The organism is Nonomuraea polychroma (assembly GCF_004011505.1).
Classification (GTDB): Bacteria; Actinomycetota; Actinomycetes; order Streptosporangiales; family Streptosporangiaceae; genus Nonomuraea; species Nonomuraea polychroma.
This window is the reverse complement of sequence record NZ_SAUN01000001.1, coordinates 8,698,073-8,719,623: the sequence shown is the minus strand read 5'-3', so window position 1 is coordinate 8,719,623 and position 21,551 is coordinate 8,698,073. Positions and strand designations below refer to the sequence as shown.

The 21,551-nt window shown below is 65.9% G+C and carries 11 protein-coding genes, 3 rRNA genes and 1 pseudogene; 6 read left to right on the top strand and 9 right to left on the bottom strand.

Annotated features, from left to right (window positions below):
* Positions 1-76: 76 nt before the first annotated feature.
* Positions 77-2,509, top strand: coding sequence for a lysylphosphatidylglycerol synthase transmembrane domain-containing protein (locus tag EDD27_RS39980; protein WP_241564511.1), 2,433 nt, complete (start codon positions 77-79; stop codon positions 2,507-2,509).
* A 1-nt stretch (position 2,510) separates the two neighbouring features.
* Here the strand turns inward: EDD27_RS39980 and mgrA are convergent, their stop codons facing one another.
* Entirely contained in the window at positions 2,511-3,509 is a 999-nt protein-coding gene (gene mgrA, locus EDD27_RS39975) for an L-glyceraldehyde 3-phosphate reductase (RefSeq protein ID WP_127937001.1), read from the bottom strand.
* A complete protein-coding gene (locus tag EDD27_RS39970; RefSeq protein WP_127937000.1) occupies positions 3,506-5,596 on the bottom strand; it encodes a S9 family peptidase in 2,091 nt (696 codons plus the stop codon). The genes mgrA and EDD27_RS39970 overlap by 4 nt, the downstream gene beginning before the upstream one ends.
* 364 nt (positions 5,597-5,960) lie before the next feature.
* Between EDD27_RS39970 and EDD27_RS39965 the strand changes: the two genes are divergently transcribed.
* The 3 genes from EDD27_RS39965 to rrf all read left to right on the top strand — a co-directional run bounded on the left by EDD27_RS39965 (position 5,961) and on the right by rrf (position 11,081).
* Positions 5,961-7,481, top strand: a 16S ribosomal RNA gene (locus tag EDD27_RS39965).
* A gap of 298 nt (positions 7,482-7,779) precedes the next feature.
* A 23S ribosomal RNA gene (locus EDD27_RS39960) occupies positions 7,780-10,884 on the top strand.
* An 80-nt stretch (positions 10,885-10,964) separates the two neighbouring features.
* Positions 10,965-11,081 (top strand): 5S ribosomal RNA (gene rrf, locus EDD27_RS39955).
* The 16S, 23S and 5S rRNA genes sit together here, the layout of an rRNA operon.
* 252 nt (positions 11,082-11,333) lie before the next feature.
* Here rrf and EDD27_RS59005 read toward each other — a convergent pair.
* Together EDD27_RS59005 and EDD27_RS39945 are read right to left on the bottom strand one after the other, a co-directional pair.
* Positions 11,334-11,729: pseudogene (locus tag EDD27_RS59005) on the bottom strand (transposase family protein); the annotation flags it as partial.
* Between the two features lie 56 nt (positions 11,730-11,785).
* Positions 11,786-12,343: a DinB family protein gene (locus EDD27_RS39945; RefSeq protein WP_206641861.1), complete on the bottom strand. Its 558-nt coding sequence runs from the start codon at positions 12,341-12,343 to the stop codon at positions 11,786-11,788.
* A 22-nt stretch (positions 12,344-12,365) separates the two neighbouring features.
* On the opposite strand from EDD27_RS39945, the gene EDD27_RS39940 reads away from it, so the two are divergent.
* On the top strand, positions 12,366-12,812 hold the full coding sequence (locus EDD27_RS39940) for a VOC family protein (protein ID WP_241564510.1): 447 nt from the start codon (positions 12,366-12,368) through the stop codon (positions 12,810-12,812).
* Positions 12,813-12,953: 141 nt separating this feature from the next.
* On the opposite strand, the gene EDD27_RS39935 is transcribed toward EDD27_RS39940, so the two are convergent.
* On the bottom strand, positions 12,954-13,718 hold the full coding sequence (locus tag EDD27_RS39935; RefSeq protein WP_127936997.1) for a PhzF family phenazine biosynthesis protein: 765 nt from the start codon (positions 13,716-13,718) through the stop codon (positions 12,954-12,956).
* 167 nt (positions 13,719-13,885) lie between these two features.
* On the opposite strand from EDD27_RS39935, the gene EDD27_RS39930 reads away from it, so the two are divergent.
* Positions 13,886-14,269 (top strand): cell division protein SepF, encoded by a 384-nt coding sequence (locus tag EDD27_RS39930; RefSeq protein ID WP_127936996.1) that lies wholly within the window; start codon positions 13,886-13,888, stop codon positions 14,267-14,269.
* 413 nt (positions 14,270-14,682) lie between these two features.
* Here the strand turns inward: EDD27_RS39930 and EDD27_RS39925 are convergent, their stop codons facing one another.
* The 4 genes from EDD27_RS39925 to plsX form a co-directional block, all read right to left on the bottom strand.
* A complete protein-coding gene (locus EDD27_RS39925) occupies positions 14,683-15,972 on the bottom strand; it encodes a hypothetical protein (protein WP_127936995.1) in 1,290 nt (429 codons plus the stop codon).
* 164 nt (positions 15,973-16,136) lie between these two features.
* Positions 16,137-17,864, bottom strand: a complete 1,728-nt coding sequence (gene argS / locus EDD27_RS39920) for an arginine--tRNA ligase (protein ID WP_127936994.1) — start codon at positions 17,862-17,864, stop codon at positions 16,137-16,139.
* Positions 17,861-20,215 (bottom strand): HAD-IC family P-type ATPase, encoded by a 2,355-nt coding sequence (locus EDD27_RS39915; protein WP_127936993.1) that lies wholly within the window; start codon positions 20,213-20,215, stop codon positions 17,861-17,863. The genes argS and EDD27_RS39915 overlap by 4 nt, the downstream gene beginning before the upstream one ends.
* Positions 20,216-20,256: 41 nt before the next feature.
* Positions 20,257-21,276 carry a phosphate acyltransferase PlsX gene (gene plsX / locus EDD27_RS39910; RefSeq protein WP_127936992.1) on the bottom strand — a complete coding sequence of 340 codons (1,020 nt, stop codon included), beginning with the start codon at positions 21,274-21,276 and terminating at the stop codon, positions 20,257-20,259.
* Positions 21,277-21,551 lie beyond the last annotated feature (275 nt).

Genomic DNA, 21,551 nt, shown 5'->3' with positions numbered 1-21,551 from the left:
TGCGCGGCCTCTCGATTGACGACACTGGAAGCTAGAGATCGTACGGTCCGGCCGGGAAGGTGCAGAATCGCTGACGGTGGCCGAAATCAGGGAAAGAGATGACGCGGCGGACCTCGCGGAGGAGGACCCAGCCGTGGCCGAGTCGCGCGCGGACAACGACGTCTACGTCGTAGAGCCGCTGCTGCCCCAGCGCCTGCGGCGTCCTTCCGACCTGCTGCGCTTCTTCGCCACGCTGATCGTGCTCGGCGCGGTCATTCTGCTCGCCCTCGTCGCCAAGCAGACGCTCATCGGCCTCGAGGCCGACGTGAAGGAAGGCGCGGAGCTCGTACCGCTGCTCCCCAGGATCGCGGCCTTCCTCGGCGGCGCGGCCGTGCTCGTGGTGCCCGCGGCGTTCGCCGTCGAGCGGGTCTTCCACCGCGACGGCCTGCGGGTCGCCGAAGGGCTGATCGCCGCCATCATCGGCATGGCCGGGTCGTTCCTGCTCGGGCAGTGGCTCGTCGGCGGCAACCTCGACGACCTGCGTGTGCTGCTGACCGGCGATCGGGACATCGAGCCGCTCAACACGCTGCTCACCTCGGTCGTCGCGTACGCCACCGCCGTCCGCATCTCGCGCCGCCCCACCTGGCGCATGCTGATGTGGACCACGATCGCCCTGTACATCCTGGCGTTCTTCTCCGGCCGGCAGATCACGCTCCCGAGCGCCATCGTCACCGTGGTCGTCGGCATGGCCATCGGCTACGCCACCCTGTACGGCGTCGGCAGCCCCAACACCAGGCCCCCGGGGAGCGCCGTGGTGTCCGCGCTACGCAAGCTGTCGTTCGTGGTGGTGTCGGCCCGGCGGGTCGAGGACGACTACCAGGGCAGCCGCCGTTACGCCATCGGGCTCAAGGACGGCAGCAGCCTCGACGTCACCGTCCTCGACCGTGACCGGCAGGTGGCCGGGCTGCCGTACCGGCTGTGGCGGCGCATCAGGCTCAACTCCGAGACCAGGCGCCGGGCCATCAGGTCGCTCAGGGCCGAGCTGGAGCGCGAGGCGCTCATGGCGTACGCCGCCCAGGCGGCCGGCGCGAGCACGCCCCGGCTGCTCGGCACCAGCGAGATCGGCACCGAGGCCGCGCTGCTGGCGTACGAGCACATCGAGACGCGCCCCCTCGACGAGGTGCCCGACGCGGAGATCGACGACGAGCTGCTCGCCCAGATCTGGGAGCAGGTCGAGCTGCTGCAGATCCAGCGCCTGGCGCATCGGCGGCTCACCGGCGACAGCATCCACCTCGACCGGGCCGGACGCGTCGTGCTGACCGACGCGCGCAGCGGCGAGATCGCCGCCGGCGACCTGCTGCTCCGGCTCGACGTCGCCCAGCTGCTGACGTACTTGGCGCTGCGTGTCGGTCCCGAGCGCTCGGTGCGGGCCGCGGCCGCCGTGATGGGCCCCGAGGCGCTGGCCGCCGCCATGCCGCTGCTCCAGCGCATCGCGCTGACCAGGGAGACCCGCTCGGCCCTGGCCAAGGAGAAGCAGCTGCTGGCCGCGCTGCGTGAGCAGATCGTCGCGCTCAAGCCGGTAGGCAAGGTCGAGGAGGTACGCCTCGAACGGTTCCGCCCGCGCACGCTGATCACGATCATCGCCAGCACGATCGCCGCGTACATCGTGCTCTCCCAGCTCAGCGAGGTGAACGTCTACCAGGTGATCACCACGGCCAACTGGGCTTGGTCCGGGCTGGCGCTGGTCGCCGCGTTCGTCAGCTTCGTGGCCGCCGCGCTGATGTTGCGGGGATTCGTGCCCGAGCCGCTGCCGCTCTGGCGTACCGTGCTCGTGCAGTTCGCGTCCTCGTTCGTCAAGCTCGTCACGCCGCCGGCCGTGGGCGGGGTCGCGATCAACACGCGCTACCTGCAGAAGCGCGGCATCACGCCGGCGAGTGCGGTGGCCAGCGTGGGCGCCTCGCAGCTGATCATGCTGGTCTTCCACATCTCGCTGCTGCTGCTCTTCGCCTACATCACCGGCTCGACCACCACCACCTCCTTCACGCCGTCGCGCGGGCTGGTCGTGGCGCTGCTGGCGGTCGCGCTGCTGGTCGTCGTGGTGCTGGGCGTGCCGCCGGTGCGCCGGATGATCACCTCGCGGCTGCGCAAGCTGTTCGGCAACGTGCTGCCGCGGCTGCTCGACGTGCTGCAGTCGCCGCTCAAGATGATCGAGGCGGGCGTGGGCACCCTCATGATCACCCTCGCGTTCGTGGCCTGCCTGCACGCCTGCGTGGCGGCGTTCGGCGGTGAGATCAGCTTCACCGCCGTCGCCGTCGTCTACCTCACGGCCAACGCGATCGGCTCGGCCGCGCCCACGCCCGGCGGGCTCGGCGCGGTCGAGACCGCACTCATCCTGGCGCTGATCGCGGCAGGCGTGCCGCAAGCGGTGGCCACGTCCGCCGTGCTGCTGTACCGGCTGCTCACGTTCTGGCTGCCGGTGCTGCCCGGCTGGGCCTCCTTCACCTACCTCCAGCGGCACGAGGCCCTGTGAATCATCGCCGGGACGACGAAGTGGGCCCGGCGATCTTGTCTATGGCCTGCAGCTCGTCCTCGGTGAAGGCCGGGCCGTCGACGCAGGCCACGTTGTCCTCCAGCTGCTTCACGCTGCTCGCGCCGATGAGCACGCTCGTCACCCTCGGGTCCCTGAGCGTCCACGACAACGCCATCTGAGCCAGCGTCTGCCCCCGGCCCCTGGCGATCTCGTTGAGACCGCGCGCCAGCTCCGCATCGACGCGGTCGGGGGAGAGGAAGCGGCTGGTGGCGGCCCGCGAGTCGGCCGGCACCCCGTCCAGATAACGGTCGGTCAGCACGCCCTGTGCCAGCGGCGAGAACACGATGCAGCCCATCCCCGCCTCCTCCACCGCGTCCAGCAGCCCGTCCTCGATCCATCGGTTGATCATCGAGTACGACGGCTGGTGGATGAGCAGCGGCGTGCCCAGCTCCCGCATGATCCGCGCCGCCTGGGTGGTCTGCTCGGCCGAGTAGTTGGAGATCCCCGCGTACAGTGCCTTGCCCGAGCGCACCGCCCGGTCCAGCGCGCCCATGGTCTCCTCCAGCGGCGTCTCCGGGTCGGGACGGTGGCTGTAGAAGATGTCCACGTAGTCCAGGCCCATCCGCTCGAGCGACTGGTCGAGGCTGGCCAGCAGGTATTTGCGGGAGCCCCACTCGCCGTAGGGGCCGGGCCACATGTCGTACCCGGCCTTGGTGGAGATCACCAGCTCGTCCCGATATTTGCGGAAATCTTCGTGCATGATCCGGCCGAAGTTCTTCTCCGCCGAGCCGTACGGCACGCCGTAGTTGTTGGCCAGGTCGAAGTGCGTCACTCCGAGGTCGAACGCCCGCCGCAGGATCGCCCGGGAGTTCTCGATCGGCCGGTTGTCGCCGAAGTTGTGCCACAGGCCCAGCGAGACCGCGGGCAACTTCAGCCCGCTGCGGCCACTGCGGTTGTACGGCTGGCGCTCGTAGCGCCGCTCGTCGGCCTGATACGTCATGACGTGCCTCTCTCGATGATCCAGGACAGCGCGAACGCCTCCTCGCGCCAGGCGTCGTACCGGCCGCTGCGCCCGCCGTGGCCCGCCCCCATCTCCGTCTTCAGCAGGAAGGGGCCGCCCTGCGCGGTCGACCGCAGCCGGGCGATCCACTTCGCCGGCTCGTGGTAGAGGACGCGGGTGTCGTTCAGGCTCGTGATCGCCAGGATCGGCGGGTACGGCCTGCCGTCCACGTTCTCGTACGGGGTGTAGCTCTTCATGTAGGCGTACACGTCCGGGTTGTGCAGGGGGTCACCCCACTCGTCCCATTCGATCACGGTCAGCGGCAGCGATGGGTCGAGAATGGTGTTGAGCGCGTCCACAAACGGCACCTCGGCCACCACACCCGCGAACTCCTCCGGCGCCAGGTTCGTCACCGCGCCCATCAGCAGGCCGCCAGCCGAGCCGCCCCTGGCGATGATCCGCTCGCTCCAGCCGGTCGCCTTCAGGTGCCTGGCCACGGCCACGAAGTCGGTGAAGGTGTTGCGCTTCCTGGTGAGCTTGCCCTCCTCGTACCAGCGGCGGCCCATCTCGCCACCGCCCCTGACGTGCGCGACGGCGAAGACGAACCCCCGATCCAGCAACGACAACCTCGGCACCGAGAAGCTCGGGTCGATGGAGGTCTCGTAGCTGCCGTACCCGTACAGCACGGTCGGGGCGGGCTTGCTCGCGTCCTTCCGCTTCACGATCGACACCGGGACCTTCGTCCCGTCCTCGGCCGTGGCCCACTCCCTGAACTGCTCGTAGTCGGCCGGGTCGTAGCCGCCGAGCACCGGGCGCCGCTTGAGCAGGATGAGCTCGTGGGTGTCCAGTTCGTAGTCGTACACGCTGGGCGGGGTGACCATGCTCGTGTACGCCAGCCGGAGCCGCTTGGTGCTGAACTCCGGGTTGCCGGCCGGGCCGACGTCGTAGAGCGGCTCGGGGAAGTCGATCTCGTACGCGTTCCGCTCGGCCGCCTCGACGCGCTCCCGCCAGTCCGAGATCGTGCTCGGGTACGGCAGGATCCGCAGGCCCGTCAGCCCGTCGCGGCGGAAGTGCACCACGGCGTGGTCCTGGAACGCGTCGATCTCCAGGAGCCTGGTGTCGTCGCGGTGCGCGATGATCGGGGTCCAGGCGCCCGGATCGTCGAGCGGGGCCGTGGCGAGCTCGAAGTTCTCGGCGTTCTCGTTGTGCAGGATGTAGAAGAAGTCGCCGGCGTGCTCGACGCTGTATTCCATCCCGGTCGTCCGGGGCCGGACGACACGGAACTCGCCGGTGGGGTCGGTCGCGTCGAGGATGCGTACCTCGCTCGTGATCTTGCTGCCCGCGCCGAGCACCAGATAGCGCTCGCTACGCGTCAGCCCGATGCCGACCCAGTAGCGCTCGTCGGTCTCCTCGTAGACCAGCACGTCCTCCTCGGTGCCGAGGGTGTGCCGGTAGACCTGGTACGGGCGCCAGGCGTCGTCCACGCGCGTGTAGAAGAACGCCGAGCCGTCGGCCGACCAGGCGCCTCCATAGAAGATGTCGCTGATCTCGTCGGGCAGGAGCTCACCCGTCTCGAGGTTCTTGAACCTCAAGGTGAAACGTTCGTCGCCCTTGTAGTCGGTCGAGTAGGCCAGCATCGTGCCGTCAGGCGTGACGGAGCTGGTGCCGATCGAGAAGAACGGGCTGTCGTCGGCGAGCTCATTGCCGTCCAGGATCACCCGCTCACGGTCGAGCTTGACGCCTGGGGTGATCTCAGGTGGCGCCTCGCTGTCCGCGGGGACGCGGCAGGAGACCGCGTACTGCTTGCCCTCCTCGGTGCGGCTGAAGTACCACCACGCGCCCTTGCGGCTCGGCACCGACAGGTCCGTTTCCTGGGTGCGGCCCTTGATCTCCTGGAACACCTGCTCCTGGAGATCGGCGAGGTGAGCGGTCTGCTGTTTGAGGAACTCGTTCTCCGCCTCCAGGTATGCCTTGGTCTCGGGATCTTCCTTGTTGCTCAGCCAGGCGTACTCGTCGACGAAGGTGTCGCCGTGGTGGGTACGCTCAGTCGGGATCTTCTTCGCCAGTGGCGGCGTGTTGCTGCTCACGTGGGGAGTCTATGTTCGGTCGTGATCGTTCTGTGTCCATAGAAGATGACGAACCGTCCCGAGCGGTCTGAGAGCGCTGCTAATCTTTAAGAGCCGACGCGGTGCGGCGCAACCCACTCCTCCTTCACTCCGGTGATCTTGGCGTGTTGTGCGCGTTGTACCAGAAGCCCAGTCAATTTGACAGGGATTCGGGCGGCTGAAAGAATTAAGACATAACGCAAGACGCAAGACCGAAACGAAGCGCTGGAAAACGCGTCCGTTTCTTGAGAACTCAACAGTGTGTTAAAAGCCAGTGCATGTGCATCACATGTATGACCCCGTCATATTTGACGGTTTTGCTTGGATGATTCATCCGGACAGACATTGTTTGGAGAGTTTGATCCTGGCTCAGGACGAACGCTGGCGGCGTGCTTAACACATGCAAGTCGAGCGGAAAGGCCCTTCGGGGTACTCGAGCGGCGAACGGGTGAGTAACACGTGAGCAACCTGCCCCTGACTCTGGGATAAGCCCGGGAAACTGGGTCTAATACCGGATATGACCGCCTTCGGCATCGGATGGTGGTGGAAAGTTTTTCGGTTGGGGATGGGCTCGCGGCCTATCAGCTTGTTGGTGGGGTAGTGGCCTACCAAGGCGACGACGGGTAGCCGGCCTGAGAGGGCGACCGGCCACACTGGGACTGAGACACGGCCCAGACTCCTACGGGAGGCAGCAGTGGGGAATATTGCGCAATGGGCGGAAGCCTGACGCAGCGACGCCGCGTGGGGGATGACGGCCTTCGGGTTGTAAACCTCTTTCAGCAGGGACGAAGTTGACGTGTACCTGCAGAAGAAGCGCCGGCTAACTACGTGCCAGCAGCCGCGGTAATACGTAGGGCGCAAGCGTTGTCCGGAATTATTGGGCGTAAAGAGCTCGTAGGTGGCTGGTCGCGTCTGCCGTGAAAGCCCGCAGCTTAACTGCGGGTCTGCGGTGGATACGGGCCGGCTAGAGGTAGGCAGGGGCAAGTGGAATTCCTGGTGTAGCGGTGAAATGCGCAGATATCAGGAGGAACACCGGTGGCGAAGGCGGCTTGCTGGGCCTTACCTGACGCTGAGGAGCGAAAGCGTGGGGAGCGAACAGGATTAGATACCCTGGTAGTCCACGCTGTAAACGTTGGGCGCTAGGTGTGGGGGTCTTCCACGATCTCCGTGCCGGAGCTAACGCATTAAGCGCCCCGCCTGGGGAGTACGGCCGCAAGGCTAAAACTCAAAGGAATTGACGGGGGCCCGCACAAGCGGCGGAGCATGTTGCTTAATTCGACGCAACGCGAAGAACCTTACCAAGGTTTGACATCACCCGGACAGGTCTAGAGATAGATCCTTCTTCGGACTGGGTGACAGGTGGTGCATGGCTGTCGTCAGCTCGTGTCGTGAGATGTTGGGTTAAGTCCCGCAACGAGCGCAACCCTTGCTCCATGTTGCCAGCACGCCTCTTCGGGGGTGGTGGGGACTCATGGGGGACTGCCGGGGTCAACTCGGAGGAAGGTGGGGATGACGTCAAGTCATCATGCCCCTTATGTCTTGGGCTGCAAACATGCTACAATGGCCGGTACAGAGGGTTGCGATACCGTGAGGTGGAGCGAATCCCTAAAAGCCGGTCTCAGTTCGGATTGGGGTCTGCAACTCGACCCCATGAAGTCGGAGTCGCTAGTAATCGCAGATCAGCAACGCTGCGGTGAATACGTTCCCGGGCCTTGTACACACCGCCCGTCACGTCACGAAAGTCGGCAACACCCGAAGCCCGTGGCCCAACCCGTAAGGGGGGGAGCGGTCGAAGGTGGGGCTGGCGATTGGGACGAAGTCGTAACAAGGTAGCCGTACCGGAAGGTGCGGCTGGATCACCTCCTTTCTAAGGAGCATTTTCACGCGGTCTCGGCGAACGCCCGGGACGCGTGACAGCTCACTAGTGGAGCACTGGCTACTCAGCAGGGATGCATTGCCTGTCCGTTAGTACCGCCGCTGGTGACAGCGGAGTGGGAACGGGGATTGCGGGAGTGCGTGCCGGTTGGACACACTGTTGGGTCCTGAAGGAACGGGCATGGCTCGTCTTCTTCGGACACAGGACCGGTGAACAGCTCGCGTTGCGGGCTGGGATCCGGTTGCTGTTTGTTGTTTGAGATTTGCATAGTGGACGCGAGCATCTTTGTGGCCAAGTTTTTTAGGGCACACGGTGGATGCCTTGGCATCAGGAGCCGATGAAGGACGTGGGAGGCTGCGTTAAGCCTCGGGGAGTCGCCAACCAGACGTTGATCCGGGGATGTCCGAATGGGGAAACCTAGCACCAGTCATGTGGTGTTGCCTCCGCCTGAATGTATAGGGCGGTTGGTGGTAACGCGGGGAAGTGAAACATCTCAGTACCCGTAGGAAGAGAAAACAAGAGTGATTCCGTGAGTAGTGGTGAGCGAAAGCGGATGAGGCTAAACCGGGCGTGTGTGATAGCCGGCAGGCGTTGCACGTTCGGGGTTGTGGGACCTTCTTGGAGTGGCTGCCGCTGCTCCGGGCAGTGATAAATCGATGGGGTAGTTGAAAGCTCTGGGAAGGGCTGCCGTAGACCGTGAGAGCCGGGTAGGCGAAACCTTGTCGACTGCTGGAGGGGATCCCAAGTAGCACGGGGCCCGAGAAATCCTGTGTGAATCTGCCAGGACCACCTGGTAAGCCTAAATACTCCCTGATGACCGATAGTGCACGAGTACCGTGAGGGAAAGGTGAAAAGTGCCCCGGTGAGGGGTCGTGAAATAGTACCTGAAACCGTGTGCCTACAAGCCGTAGGAGCTTAGCCGTTCTTCGGGACGGCTGTGATGTGACTGCGTGCCTTTTGAAGAATGAGCCTGCGAGTTATGGTGTGTGGCGAGGTTAACCCGTGTGGGGTAGCCGTAGCGAAAGCGAGTCTGAAGAGGGCGTTTGAGTCGCATGCTGTAGACCCGAAGCGGAGTGATCTACGCATGGGCAGGTTGAAGCTCAGGTAAGACTGGGTGGAGGACCGAACCCACCAGGGTTGAAAACCTGGGGGATGATCTGTGTGTAGGGGTGAAAGGCCAATCAAACTCCGTGATAGCTGGTTCTCCCCGAAATGCATTTAGGTGCAGCGTTGCGTGTTTCTTGCCGGAGGTAGAGCACTGGATGGCCGATGGGCCCGACAAGGTTACTGACGTCAGCCAAACTCCGAATGCCGGTAAGTGAGAGCGTGGCAGTGAGACTGCGGGCGATAAGGTTCGTAGTCGAGAGGGAAACAGCCCAGATCACCGACTAAGGCCCCTAAGCGTGTGCTAAGTGGGAAAGGATGTGGAGTCGCAGAGACAACCAGGAGGTTGGCTTAGAAGCAGCCACCCTTGAAAGAGTGCGTAATAGCTCACTGGTCAAGTGATTCCGCGCCGACAATGTAGCGGGGCTCAAGCACACCGCCGAAGTCGTGGCACTCAGACCTATGCGGTCTGGGTGGGTAGGGGAGCGTCGTGCAGCCGGCGAAGCAGCAGAGTGATCTAGTTGTGGAGGCTGTGCGAGTGAGAATGCAGGCATGAGTAGCGAATCGAGGGTGAGAAACCCTCGCGCCGGATGACCAAGGGTTCCTGGGGCAGGCTAATCCGCCAGGGTAAGTCGGGACCTAAGGCGAGGCCGACAGGCGTAGTCGATGGACAACGGGTTGATATTCCCGTACCCGCTTCAACGCGCCCATATCGAACCCCTTGATACTAAGAGTCCTTAAGTCCGCTGGTCCTTCGGGACTGGTGTGAGGCTGAACGCTCGGCCTGATGGGGTAGTAGGTAAGCGATGGGGTGACGCAGGAAGGTAGTCCAGCCCAGGCGATGGTTGTCCTGGGGTAAGCATGTAGCCCGTGTTGTAGGCAAATCCGCAACACGTTGAGGGTGAGATGTGATGCCGAGCCGATTGTGGTGAAGTGGATGATCCTATGCTGCCGAGAAAAGCCTCTAGCGAGTGTTGTGGCGGCCCGTACCCTAAACCGACTCAGGTGGTCAGGTAGAGAATACTAAGGCGATCGGGTGAACTGTGGTTAAGGAACTCGGCAAATTGCCCCCGTAACTTCGGGAGAAGGGGGACCTCTGCTGGTGATCAGGCTAGCTCTGTGAGCTGGTGGGGGTCGCAGTGGCCAGGGGGAAGCGACTGTTTACTAAAAACACAGGTCCGTGCGAAGTCGTAAGACGATGTATACGGACTGACGCCTGCCCGGTGCCGGAACGTTAAGGGGACCGCTTAGCCAGCTTCGGTTGGCGAAGGTGAGAACTTAAGCGCCGGTAAACGGCGGTGGTAACTATAACCATCCTAAGGTAGCGAAATTCCTTGTCGGGTAAGTTCCGACCTGCACGAATGGCGTAACGACTTCCCCGCTGTCTCAACCACAGACCCGGCGAAATTGCACTACGAGTAAAGATGCTCGTTACGCGCAGCAGGACGGAAAGACCCCGGGACCTTCACTACAGCTTGACATTGGCGTTTGGAGCGTCTTGTGTAGGATAGGTGGGAGACTGGGAAGCTCGGACGCTAGTTCGGGTGGAGTCATTGGTGAAATACCACTCTGGTCGTTTTGAACGTCTAACCCTGGTCCGTGATCCGGATCGGGGACAGTGTCTGGTGGGTAGTTTAACTGGGGCGGTTGCCTCCTAAAGGGTAACGGAGGCGCCCAAAGGTTCCCTCAGCCTGGTTGGCAATCAGGTGTCGAGTGTAAGTGCACAAGGGAGCTTGACTGTGAGACTGACGGGTCGAGCAGGAGCGAAAGCTGGGACTAGTGATCCGGCATCGGCATGTGGAAGCGGTGTCGCTCAACGGCTAAAAGGTACCCCGGGGATAACAGGCTGATCTTCCCCAAGAGTCCATATCGACGGGATGGTTTGGCACCTCGATGTCGGCTCGTCGCATCCTGGGGCTGGAGTAGGTCCCAAGGGTTGGGCTGTTCGCCCATTAAAGCGGTACGCGAGCTGGGTTTAGAACGTCGCGAGACAGTTCGGTCCCTATCCGCTGCGCGCGCAGGAGACTTGAAAGGGGCTGTCCCTAGTACGAGAGGACCGGGACGGACGAACCTCTGGTGTGCCAGTTGTATCGCCAGATGCACGGCTGGTTGGCTACGTTCGGAAGGGATAACCGCTGAAAGCATCTAAGCGGGAAGCTCGCCTTGAGATGAGGTCTCCCTCCCTGTGAAGGGGTAAGGCTCCCGGTAGAAGACCGGGTTGATAGGCCGGAGGTGGAAGCGCGGTAACGTGTGGAGCTGACCGGTACTAATAGGCCGAGGACTTGACCACAAAGCAGACTTGTTGAAAGTCGTTGCTCGCGTCCATTATGTGATTCTGAGACAGCAAACGACTGTGCTGTTTCTCAGGGTTACGGCGGTTATGGCGGGAAGGAAACACCCGGTTACATTCCGAACCCGGAAGTTAAGCTTCCCAGCGCCGATGGTACTGCACTCGGGAGGGTGTGGGAGAGTAGGTCACCGCCGGACAATCTTTGAAGGAAGGGCCCCGACACATGTGTCGGGGCCCTTTCTGCGTTGTGGGGGAAGCGATCAGCAGGTCGGAGGCATCGACGTGCTCCAGTTGGCGGGCGAGCACGTCGAGCCGGGGATGATGGCACGCGAATGCGGTCCCTGTTCTTGATCGACTGGCTGGTTAACGTGATCATCATGGGTCCGCGTTTGTCAGCTCCGCACCGGAGCGTGCGCGCGATCGGAAGGTCATCTTCGGCTGCGGGCGACTCCTTCGTAGCCCAGGTCTCCCAAGGAGCGCAGGTCGCCGGCCGCGACGGCCAACGCAGGCAGGATCCCGGTGTGCACGCGTACGGCGGTGGTGTCGTGCTCGCGACCGGGCCGCACCTGGGAGGTCCAGATCGGCCGGCCGTCCGGGAGGGTGATGACCGGCACGTTGCCGCCGTCGGTGTGGTGCTCTCCCGACCACCACAGGTTCACGCCTTCGTGCGGGCCGGGGGCGGCGACCCGGTCGGCGCTTGCGCGGCAAGCACGTCGATGCCCTCATGAAGGCGCACGTAGTCCGGGGGATTTGCCGATCGCGTTGTCGACGGCCAGCTGGCGCACCCGGGTGGTGTCGAGCAACCAGCGGATCACCAGCACCGCCTGCTTGAAGCGGCTCAAGGCATTGGGTGCCGCAGCGGGTGCCCCTCAACGGATTGGGCGCACCCTACCCAGGATCATTACTGACCTATGCGTCCGTCGATCCGCTCGCGCAACAGGTCGACGTGACCCATGTGGCGGCCATACTCCCAGACCATCCCGACCAGCACCTCGCGCAGCGACATCTGCGCTCCACCGCTGCCATGCAGATTCATGGGATCGTCGCCCGTGATGTCGAGACTGGGCGCCTCGGCCACGAACCGCTCGGCGAAGTCCACCTCCGCACGCCATGCGTCCCACGCCTCCGCCACCACCTGAGGGTCGGGGACAGCGCCATCGAAATCGCCGTCACGGTCGGTGTCGGAGCAGAACAGCTTGGGCACATCCTGTCCCGCCATCAAGACCCGGAACGTCGCACGCTCCACCTCGGCCAGATGTCGCACCAGTCCCAGGAGCGACATCGTCGACGGCTCAACGGAACGCCGCGCCATAGCCTCCGCATCGAGACCTGAGCATTTCATCTCCAATGTGAGGCGTGCACAGCGTATGGCTTCGACCAGCGTGGTGCGCTCGTCGCCCAACGTTGGTCCGCTTTCACGCGGGTCGTCGTCAGACGGCTTGCCATCCGCAGTGAACATGTCGGCTCGTCGTGTCGTAGCCATGGCCGCAATCATCGGCGATGCGTGTGGCGGCCGACAACTGATTAACGATGCCCGCACACATGATCAACGGGTTCGGGCACGCCCTGCCCTGGGCCTAGCTCGCGGCATGGCCCTTGACATGTACGCGGGGATTCCGGTCACCGACCATGCGACCGCCCTCGGCTGGTATCAACGGCTGCTAGGGTCGCCGTCGTACGTCGCGAGCGACACGGAGGCCGTGTGGGAGCTCGGGGAACATCGGTCCATTTTCATCGAGCTGCGGCCGGAGCAGGCCGGCCACGCCATGCACACCATCATCGTGGATGACCTTGATGAGCTCGTCGCGCAGATTGCCGAGCGGGGACTCGATGCCATAGAGCGGGAGACCTACTCGAACGGCGTGCGCAAGGCCATATACCGCGACCCAGACGAGAGCGAGATCCAGTTCGGCGGCGCTCCCCTGTAAGCGGCTTCGGCTCGTTTGCCGTCCACTGACCAACGGCGATGTGCCGCGGAAGCGGAGACGACGCGATGAACACGCCCATGAGGGCGACGACGCGGGTCCTCGCTCTATGCGATCCCATCCTCGCGTAAAGTGAGGTCCATGTCAGACGTGCAGGGTGCCCGACAGGACCGTGACGGCTCGGCCGGCCAGGTGGACCCGGTCGTCGTCCAGCGTCACCTGGACCAGGCCGCCGCGCTTCGACAGCTGGGCGCCGACCAATGAGGCGCGACCTAGGCGGGCCGACCAATACGGAGAGAGCGCGCAATGTGCCGAACCCGTTACCGGGTCCTCGGGGACGCCGACCTTGGGGGCGAAGAAGCGGGAGACGAAATCCGTGTCGGTGCCCGCGGCGGTGACGATGACGCCCCTGGCGTCCACGGTGGACAAGGCGGTGATATCGGGGGACAAGTTCCGTACGGTTTCCTCCGAGTCCACCTCCACCAGCAGGTCGAGCTGGCTTTTTCCGACCCGCACAGGTGTCACGCCGAGTGCTTTCTCCAGACCTTCTGGCACCGTGACGGAGGTCACCTCCTTGGCCGGAAAATCCATCGTGATCATGCCGTCGGAGAGGCGATTCACGGTAAGGGTGCCGCTGGCCGTCATGAATTCGAGCTGCCCCGTCGCCGCCCCTGTGGAATAGAGCACGTGCGCGGTCGCAAGAGTGGCATGACCGCAGAGCGTGACCTCGACTGCGGGGGTGAACCAGCGCAGCGAATCACCGAGCAGGAAGGCGGTCTCGGAGAGGTTCATCTCGGCGGCTACGCTCTGCATCCAACTGTCAGTAACCGGAGTCTCCAACAGGCAGACGGCGGCGGGATTACCCTGAAAAGCTCTGCCGGTGAAGGCGTCCACAGTGAAGAGGCGCATGTGGCCGATGCTATCCGGGGGCGGATATCGAGATGCAAGCGGGCTGCAAGCTGTACAAAATGGAATTAGGGCTGGGCGTGTCGCGTGGCGAATGCGGAATCGTCGGTTACCGTCCAATGAGTAGGGACGTGCCGATTACGGTGAGTTCCTGAGGAAAGGACAAGCCGATGGGGGCAGTGCGCAAGGTGGTGAGCTACCTTGGCCTGAGCGGGGTCGATCACTACGACGAGGGCTATGACGACGACGAGCACTACGAGGACGAATACGTCCCCGCGACCGAGCGGGCCGCCAGGCGGTGGCGCGCGAACGTTGACTCGTCACGGATCGTGATGGTCCAGCCGCTCAAATACAACGACGCACCGTTGATCGGCCAGCACTTCCGTGACGGCCAGACGGTGATCATGGACGTTTCCGGGATGGCGATGCCCGAGGCCACGCGGATGGTCGACTTCGCCGCCGGGCTGGCTTTCGGGTGCGAGGGGCGGATCGAGCGCATCGCCGACCGTGTCTTCCTGCTCGCCCCAGCACATGTGGAGATCGAGACGACTTAACAAGGACGCTGCTGAGTGCTGAGCGGGCTGCCGTGCCGGTGGCTCGTATCCAGCGCGTCTGCGGCGCCCAGCGGGGATGGCCTTCGCGCTGTCCGCCGCAGTCATCGGGAACCCCGCTTTCGGCGCCCGTTCGCCGCAGTGAGCGGGAATTGTGATTATCTACGCGGCGGACTGCGGTCAGTCGGGACATCGCAGTCGGGGCATCGCAGTCGGTGGAGACTGCGGGCCGGGGCGTGTCGGCCCGGCAGCGTACGAGCGCGGGACTGAACCTATCGGCTTGGTAGGGCACGAGTGCGGCGACCGGCCCGCCGACCTGGTAGGGCACGAGTGCGGGGACCGGCCCTATCGGCCTGGCAGGGCGCGGCAGCAAGGCCGTCTGTGAGCGGGGGGCTCGCTGCTGCTGGTCAATCGAATCAGGCAGCGCGCGGGCCGCGACGGACCAGCCGAGTCAGTTCGGTTGCGTCGTCAGTGGCTTGCTTCGCGCGTTCGTCCGATTCGCGGGCGTACGCGTGCAGCGCCCACACCGCCCCCTCGGCCAGCTCCCTCAGCTCGCTGATCTGGGCGTCCACGAACCGAGCGTCGGCTTGGACCAGCTTGCGGCGCTGCCAGAGCTGCCAGCCGGCCAGACCGATCATGGTCACGCCGGCGGCCGCGAGCAGGCTGTTGGCCAGCACCGCACCGACGAGGCAGGCGATCCCGGCCACGATCAACACCATCGCCGCCCACGGCAGCGGGCGCGGCACGACTGCCTCGGTGAGGATCGCGTGCTCGGCTGCGGCGAGCGAGGTCCGGTCGGGTCCCTCAGGCCGCAGGTGGATGCGGTGGCCGAGCAGCGGCACGGTGAGGGTGTCGGGAGGCTCCAGCCGGCTGTCAGCCTCGAGCTCCTCGGCCACGCCACGGAGGATCGGTGCGGCCACGTGCAGCGCGATCGCGGCCAGGTGCGGGTCGGCGCCGGGACGCAGGTCGTCGAGCAGATGCGTGCCGAGCGAGGCCATCGGCCCTTCGGGACCGCCGGAGCCCATGAGTGAGCGCAGCACGGCGAGGGGCTCGTCCTCGGCCCAGGCCACGGCCGGGCTGCTCGCGGCGTTGTCGAGCGACGCGGTCAAGCCGTGCTCGGCCTGCCGCGTCGAGGTGATCTCCGCGCATCGGCTACGCAACCTCGCCAGCCGGTCGGCGGCCATGGACGGCCGGGCCAGCTCGGGGAGCTCGGCCATCTCCGGGAAGTCGACCAGCGACCGCGGCACGACGACCGTCGGCTTACCGGGGATCAACGCCTGCACCCACTGTTCGGGGTCGGCGTGCTCCTGGACGGCCAGGGCGTCGAGCTTGCGCAGGACGAAGATCTTGCCGGCGGGGCCGTACGCGCCTCGGGCGGCGGCCAGCCACAACGCGCGCTGGCCGTGCGTGACGGGCCGGTCGAGTGACAGCTCGCCGAAGGCGGTGCCCAGCCAGGAGGCGTGGATGCGGGCGCCCTGCCCGGACACGGCGAGCGCGAGGCACAGGAAGAGCGCGGTCCGCTGCTGGTCGCGGCCGGCCGCCCGGCTCAGCGGCTCCAGCGGGTCATTGCCGGCGAGGATGGTGGCCAGCGCTTCTATGGCAGGAGGAAGCCAGTAGCCGGGTACGTCGCGGAACCCCGGCGCGGCGGGAGGCACGCTGCCGTTCGCGGCGAGGTGCGCCAGCAGCGCCTCCGCGTAACGATGCACCTCCGTCGCTGCTTGGGGGCTCGCAGTCAGGTCCGTGCTCAAGGCAGAGAACTCCCCCATGTCGGCCTCAGTTCATGACCGCGTAAAGCCTAGCCGTTGGGGCGCGCCAACCCGGTGGAGGCGCGCCCACGACACGGAACGGGGGACTTTGCGATGACTGCCTGTTACATGCGCTCGGGGACGGGAACGCCCAGAAGGTCGAGCCCGGTCTCCAGCACCCGCAGGGTCAGCGCGCACAGGGCGAGCCGGTGGTCCCTGGTCTCGGGGTCGACGCCCGCCTTGACCACCGGGCACTCCTCGTAGAAGGTGCTGAACAGGCTGGCGGTCTGGAACAGGAAGTTACACAGCCGGTGCGGCTCGGCGTCGGCGGTGATCTGCATGAGCAGCTCGCCGAAGCCCAGCAGGTGGAGGCCGAGGGCGCGTTCGGCGGGCGCGGCCAGCACGATGGAGGCCGTCGCGTCGGCCGGCTGGATGCCGGCCTTGCGGAAGATGGAGCGGATCCGGGCCGTCGCGTACTGCATGTAGGGGCCGGTGTTGCCGGTGAAGGCCAGCATGCGGTCGAAGTCGAGGACGTACTCGCTGTCGTGGCTGACCGACAAGTCGGCATATTTCACTGCACCCATGCCGACGTGGCGGGCGATCTCGTTCCGGGTGGCCTCGTCGTAGCCCCGCTCGGAGATCGCCGCGGTGGCCCGGTCGATGGCCTCCTGCAGCAGGTCCATCAGCTTGGCCGACTCGCCGGAGCGGGTCCTGAACCGGCGCCCGTCCTTGCCCAGCATCATGCCGATCTGGATGTGCTCGGCCGAGACGGAGTCCGGCAGCCAGCCCGCCAGCTTCGCCGCCGCGAACACCATCTTGAAGTGCAGCGTCTGCTCGTTGCCCACGACGTAGAGGATGCGGTCGGCCTTGAGGTCGTGGACGCGGTAGCGGATGGCGGCCATGTCCGTGGTGGCGTAACCGTAGCCGCCGTCGCTCTTCCTGATGATGAGCGGCAGCGGCTTGTCGTCGGAGCCGGTGAAACCGGGCGGGAACACGCAGAGCGCGCCCTCGCTCATCACCGCCGTCCCGGACGCCTCCAGGTCGTCGCAGGTCTTGTCCAGCATGGGGTTGTACATGCTCTCGCCGGCGATGTCGGCGTCGGTCAGCGTCACCCCGAGCAGCTCGTAGACCTTGTTGAAGTAGCGGACGGTGGCGTCCATGAAGACGTGCCAGAGCCGCATCGTGGTCGGGTCGCCGCCCTGCAGCGTGGTCACCCGCGAGCGGGCACGCTGCCTGAACGCCTCGTCGCCGTCGAACTTGACCCGCGCCGCCTGGTAGAACTCCGTCCCCATGCCGGCTTCGAGCTGCGCGACCGCGGCCTCCTCACCGATGTCGAGCAGGTGCTCGATGAGCATGCCGAACGGCGTGCCCCAGTCGCCCAGATGGTTTTGCCTGATCACGGTGTTGCCGAGGTGCTCGTGCAGGCGGGCCAGCGAGTCACCGACGATGGTGGTGCGCAGGTGGCCGACGTGCATCTCCTTGGCCGCGTTGGGCGCGGAGTAGTCGATCACCACGGTCTGCGCGGGCGTGATCGTGCCGACGCCGAGCCGCGGGTCCGTCAGCATGCGCTGAGCCTCGGCGGCGATCCACGTGTCGTCGAGCGTGATGTTGAGGAAGCCGGGGCCGCTGACCTCGACCGTGCCGGGGAAGTCCGACAGCTCCGACTTGATCGCCTCGGCGACCTCCCGCGGCGCCCGTCGCAGTCGCTTCGCCAGGCTCAGCGCGACGTTCGCCTGGAAGTCGGCGAACTGGGAAGGCCGGATCAGCGGGTCTGCGTCGGCGTGCTCCGAGCCGAACGCGTGCGCCAGCGCCTGCTGGACGCGCTCGGTGAGCACTATCTGCGGGTCGGTCATGTTCTAAGGGTACCGGCGACCTTGACCGCGATGCTGATCGCCGCAGCCGCCACGAGCGAGACTCCGACGGCGGTCAGATCGTTGCCGATGTCGCCGGGTTCGAGCGCGAAGAACGCCCTGACGAACGGCAACGTCAACCCGATCCCGAACGCCACCGCCATGGAGGCGACCAGCACCACCCGCCACCAGTTGAGCGGTCTGGCGATCAGCACGAGCACCCACCACGTGGTGAGGAACAGCGTGATCACCGCGGACGTCTGGTCCTGGATGAGAGTGGAGGTCCCGCTGTGCGCGGCCCAGAACGACACCAGCACCGCCACCGCGCACAGCACCCCCGCCGGCACGGCGAAACGCAGCACCCGGCGCACGAACCCGGGCTTGGGGCGCTCGAGGGTGGGCGCGAGCGCGAGGAACAACACCGGGATGCCGATGGTCAGGGCGTTCGTCAGGGTCGAGTGGCGGGGCGCGAACGGGAACATCACCCCGGCCACGCCCACGGCCAGCGACAGCACGATCGCGTAGAAGGTCTTGGTGAGGAACAGGTTGGAGACCCGTTCGATGTTGGCCAGGACCCGCCGGCCCTCGCCCACGAGGTGCGGCAGCGTCGCGAACTTGTCGTCCAGGAGCACCACCTGCGCGACCGCCTTGGTCGCCGGGCTGCCCGCGCCCATCGCGATGCCCAGGTCGGCGTCCTTCAGCGCCAGCACGTCGTTGACGCCGTCGCCGGTCATGGCCACCGTGTGTCCACGTGCCTGGAGCGCGGTGACGAACGTGCGCTTCTGCTGCGGGCTGACCCGGCCGAAGACGGTGTGTGCGTCCAGCAGCTCGCCCAGCTTCTCCTCGTCGTCAGGGAGGGTCCTGGCGTCGATCGCACGATCGCCGCCCGGGATGCCCAGCCCGGTGGCGATCGCGGAGACCGCCTCAGGGTTGTCGCCGGAGATCACTTTGACCGTGACGCCCTGTTCGGCGAAGTAGCGGAGGGTCTCGCAGGCGTCGGGCCTGATGCGCTGCTTGAGCGTCACCAGCGCGACGGCCTGGAGCGCCACACGCCCGCCGTCCGCCGCGTGACCAGTCGCCGTGGTGGACGTGGTGCCGCCGGTTGCGGCGGGCAGGCGGTCGGCGCGGCAGAGTGCCAGGACCCGGGCGCCGGTGGTGGCCAGCTCGGCGGCCCGGTCGTACCCTTCGCCGCCGTCCAGCAGGACGTCCGGGGCGCCGAGCAGCCAGACGCCGCGCTCGCCGAAGTCGGCGCCGCTCCACTTGCGTGCCGAGGAGAACGGCACGCTCTCGCGGGCGGTCCAGCCGTCACAGACGGCGGGGCAATGGGCCCGGATGGCCTGGGCGGTGGCGTTCGGCTGCTGGTCGAGGTGGGACAGGGCGGCCAGCGCGGCGTCGATCGGCTGGTCGTCGCGCAGCGGCAGCACCTCGTCGAGGTCCATGCCGCCGGCAGTGAGAGTGCCCGTCTTGTCCAGGCAGAGCACGTCCACCCTGGCCAGGCCCTCGATCGCGGGCAGCTCCTGGACCAGGCACTTGCGCCGGCCCAGACGTACGACGCCGACCGCGAACGCGATCGAGGTCATCAGCACCAGGCCCTCGGGGATCATGGTGACGATGCCCGCGACGGCCCCGGTGATGGCGGTACGGAAGTCGACCGAGTTGCTGACCTGGCTGTGGATCAGCAGAGCGCCGACCGGGATGACCAGCCAGGTGATGTACTTGATGAAGTTCGCCACGCCCGCGCGCAGCTCCGAGTGCGCGAGGTGGAACTTGCTCGCCTCCTCGGCCAGCTTCACGGCGTACGCGTCGGTGCCGACTTTCGTGGCCACGAACGCGCCCGAGCCCGCCACCGCGAAGCTGCCCGACAGGACCTGGTCGCCTGCCTTTTTGTGCACGGGGTCGGCCTCGCCGGTCAGCAGCGACTCGTCGACCTCCAGCCCGTCGGACCGGACCACCTCTCCGTCGACCAGCAGACGCTCGCCGGGGACGAGCAGGATCAGGTCGCCGAGCACGACCTGCCGGGGCTCGATCTCCTGCTCCCTGCCGTCCCGCCGGACCCTGACGGGCACCTCGTTGATCACCGCGAGCTTGTCGAGCGTGCGCTTGGCACGTAACTCCTGGACGATGCCGATCAACGTGTTGGCCACGATGATCAGCCCGAACGCGCCGTCCTGCCACTCGCCGAAGATCAGAATCAGCGCCCAGAGCACGCCGATGACGAGGTTGAACAGGGTGAGGACGTTCGCTCTGATGATCGCGCTGAGTGACCTGCTCGATCGGCGCGGAACGTGGTTGGTCTTCGCGACCGCCGCTTGCGCCGAGGTGAGGCCATCCACCGTCAAGGTGAGCCGGTCCACATAACCCCCTGTATCTGTGGATCGGTGTCAAAGAATACGTGTCACCACAGTCTGTGTGAGCGATGTGTGGCGGCTATTCTCTCGCCGATTCCGGCCACGATCCCCTCGGCGGACAGGTCGGCGGCGAGCTGGCAGGCCGCACTGATCGCCGGCGCCTTGGACGCGCCATGGGCGATCACGACGGTGCCGTTCAGCCCGAGCAGCACCGCGCCGCCGTGTGCCTCCGCGTCGAGGCGGCGGCGCAGCTCACGCAGGCGTGAGCGCTGCAGGGCCGCGCCCAGCCTGGCCAGCCTGCCGTCCTCGATCGTCTGCCGGAGCTCGGCGAACGCGTACCGGACCGCGCCCTCCATGGTCTTCAGCGCCACGTTTCCGGTGAAGCCGTCGGTCGTGATGACATCGACCTTGCCGGTCAGCAGGTCGTAGCCCTCCACGTTGCCGGCGAAGTTGATGCCGGGGGAGCCCTGCAGCAGCTCGTGGGCGCGCTTGACGAGCTTGTTGCCCTTCTCCGCCTCCGCGCCGATCGTGAGCAGGCCGACCTTGGGCTGGGCGATGCCGTAGGCCAGTTCGGCGTAGGCCGTGCCCAGGTGGGCGAACTGCACCAGCATCTCTGGCTTGACGTCCGCGTTGGCGCCGGCGTCCACGAGCAGGGTCGGGTTGGGGAGCGTGGGGAGCGCGACGGCTATCGCGGGTCTCTGCACACCGTGCTGCGCTTTGAGCCGCAGCCTGCCGGTGGCCACGATCCCGGCCGTGGAGCCGGCCGAGACGACCGCGCTGGCGTCGCCTCGCCGTACGAGGTGGCAGGCGATCGCGATGCTGGAGCGGGGGCGCCGCAGGCTGGCCAGCGCGCCCTCGTCCATCGCCAGGGCCTCCTCGGCCCGTACGATCGGGACCTGCTTGGTGGCGTCGTGGTCGGCGAGCGCCTCGTAGAGCACGCGGGGGGAGCCGACGAGCACGATGGACAGGCCACGCTCCCGTACGGCGTGCACCGCACCCGCCACGATCTCGTGCGGTGCGTGGTCGCCGCCCATGGCGTCCAGCGCGATGGGCTTGCTGTCGGACAATGATCACCTCGTACGGCATCGAGCCCGCCGTCACGGCTTGGCCGGAACGCGGGCTCTGCATGTCCGCATCGTAGGCAAGGCAGCTGCCAGGTTAACCGGCGGGTAGGCCCTCTTGGTTCCCGCCAACGCCCCTTCCAGTCCCACCATCTTGCCGGATCGATCACCTTTGCCGTCAAAACGCCTTTATATGGGGCGATGAGTGATATATCAGCCCTTAGGGGGTCAAGAAGCCGCACTGTAACGGCGCTCAGCCGGTGAAGGGTCAGCGGCCGTTC

What these genes read in the sequence shown, in the direction of transcription:
- mgrA (WP_127937001.1), bottom strand. Translation starts at nt 3,509, where the DNA reads ATGACGTATCAGGCCGACGAGCGGCGCTACGAGCGCCAGCCGTACAAC.
- EDD27_RS39945 (WP_206641861.1), bottom strand. Translation starts at nt 12,343, where the DNA reads ATGTTCACTGCGGATGGCAAGCCGTCTGACGACGACCCGCGTGAAAGC.
- EDD27_RS39940 (WP_241564510.1), top strand. Translation starts at nt 12,366, where the DNA reads ATGGCCGCAATCATCGGCGATGCGTGTGGCGGCCGACAACTGATTAAC.
- EDD27_RS39935 (WP_127936997.1), bottom strand. Translation starts at nt 13,718, where the DNA reads ATGCGCCTCTTCACTGTGGACGCCTTCACCGGCAGAGCTTTTCAGGGT.
- EDD27_RS39930 (WP_127936996.1), top strand. Translation starts at nt 13,886, where the DNA reads ATGGGGGCAGTGCGCAAGGTGGTGAGCTACCTTGGCCTGAGCGGGGTC.
- argS (WP_127936994.1), bottom strand. Translation starts at nt 17,864, where the DNA reads ATGACCGACCCGCAGATAGTGCTCACCGAGCGCGTCCAGCAGGCGCTG.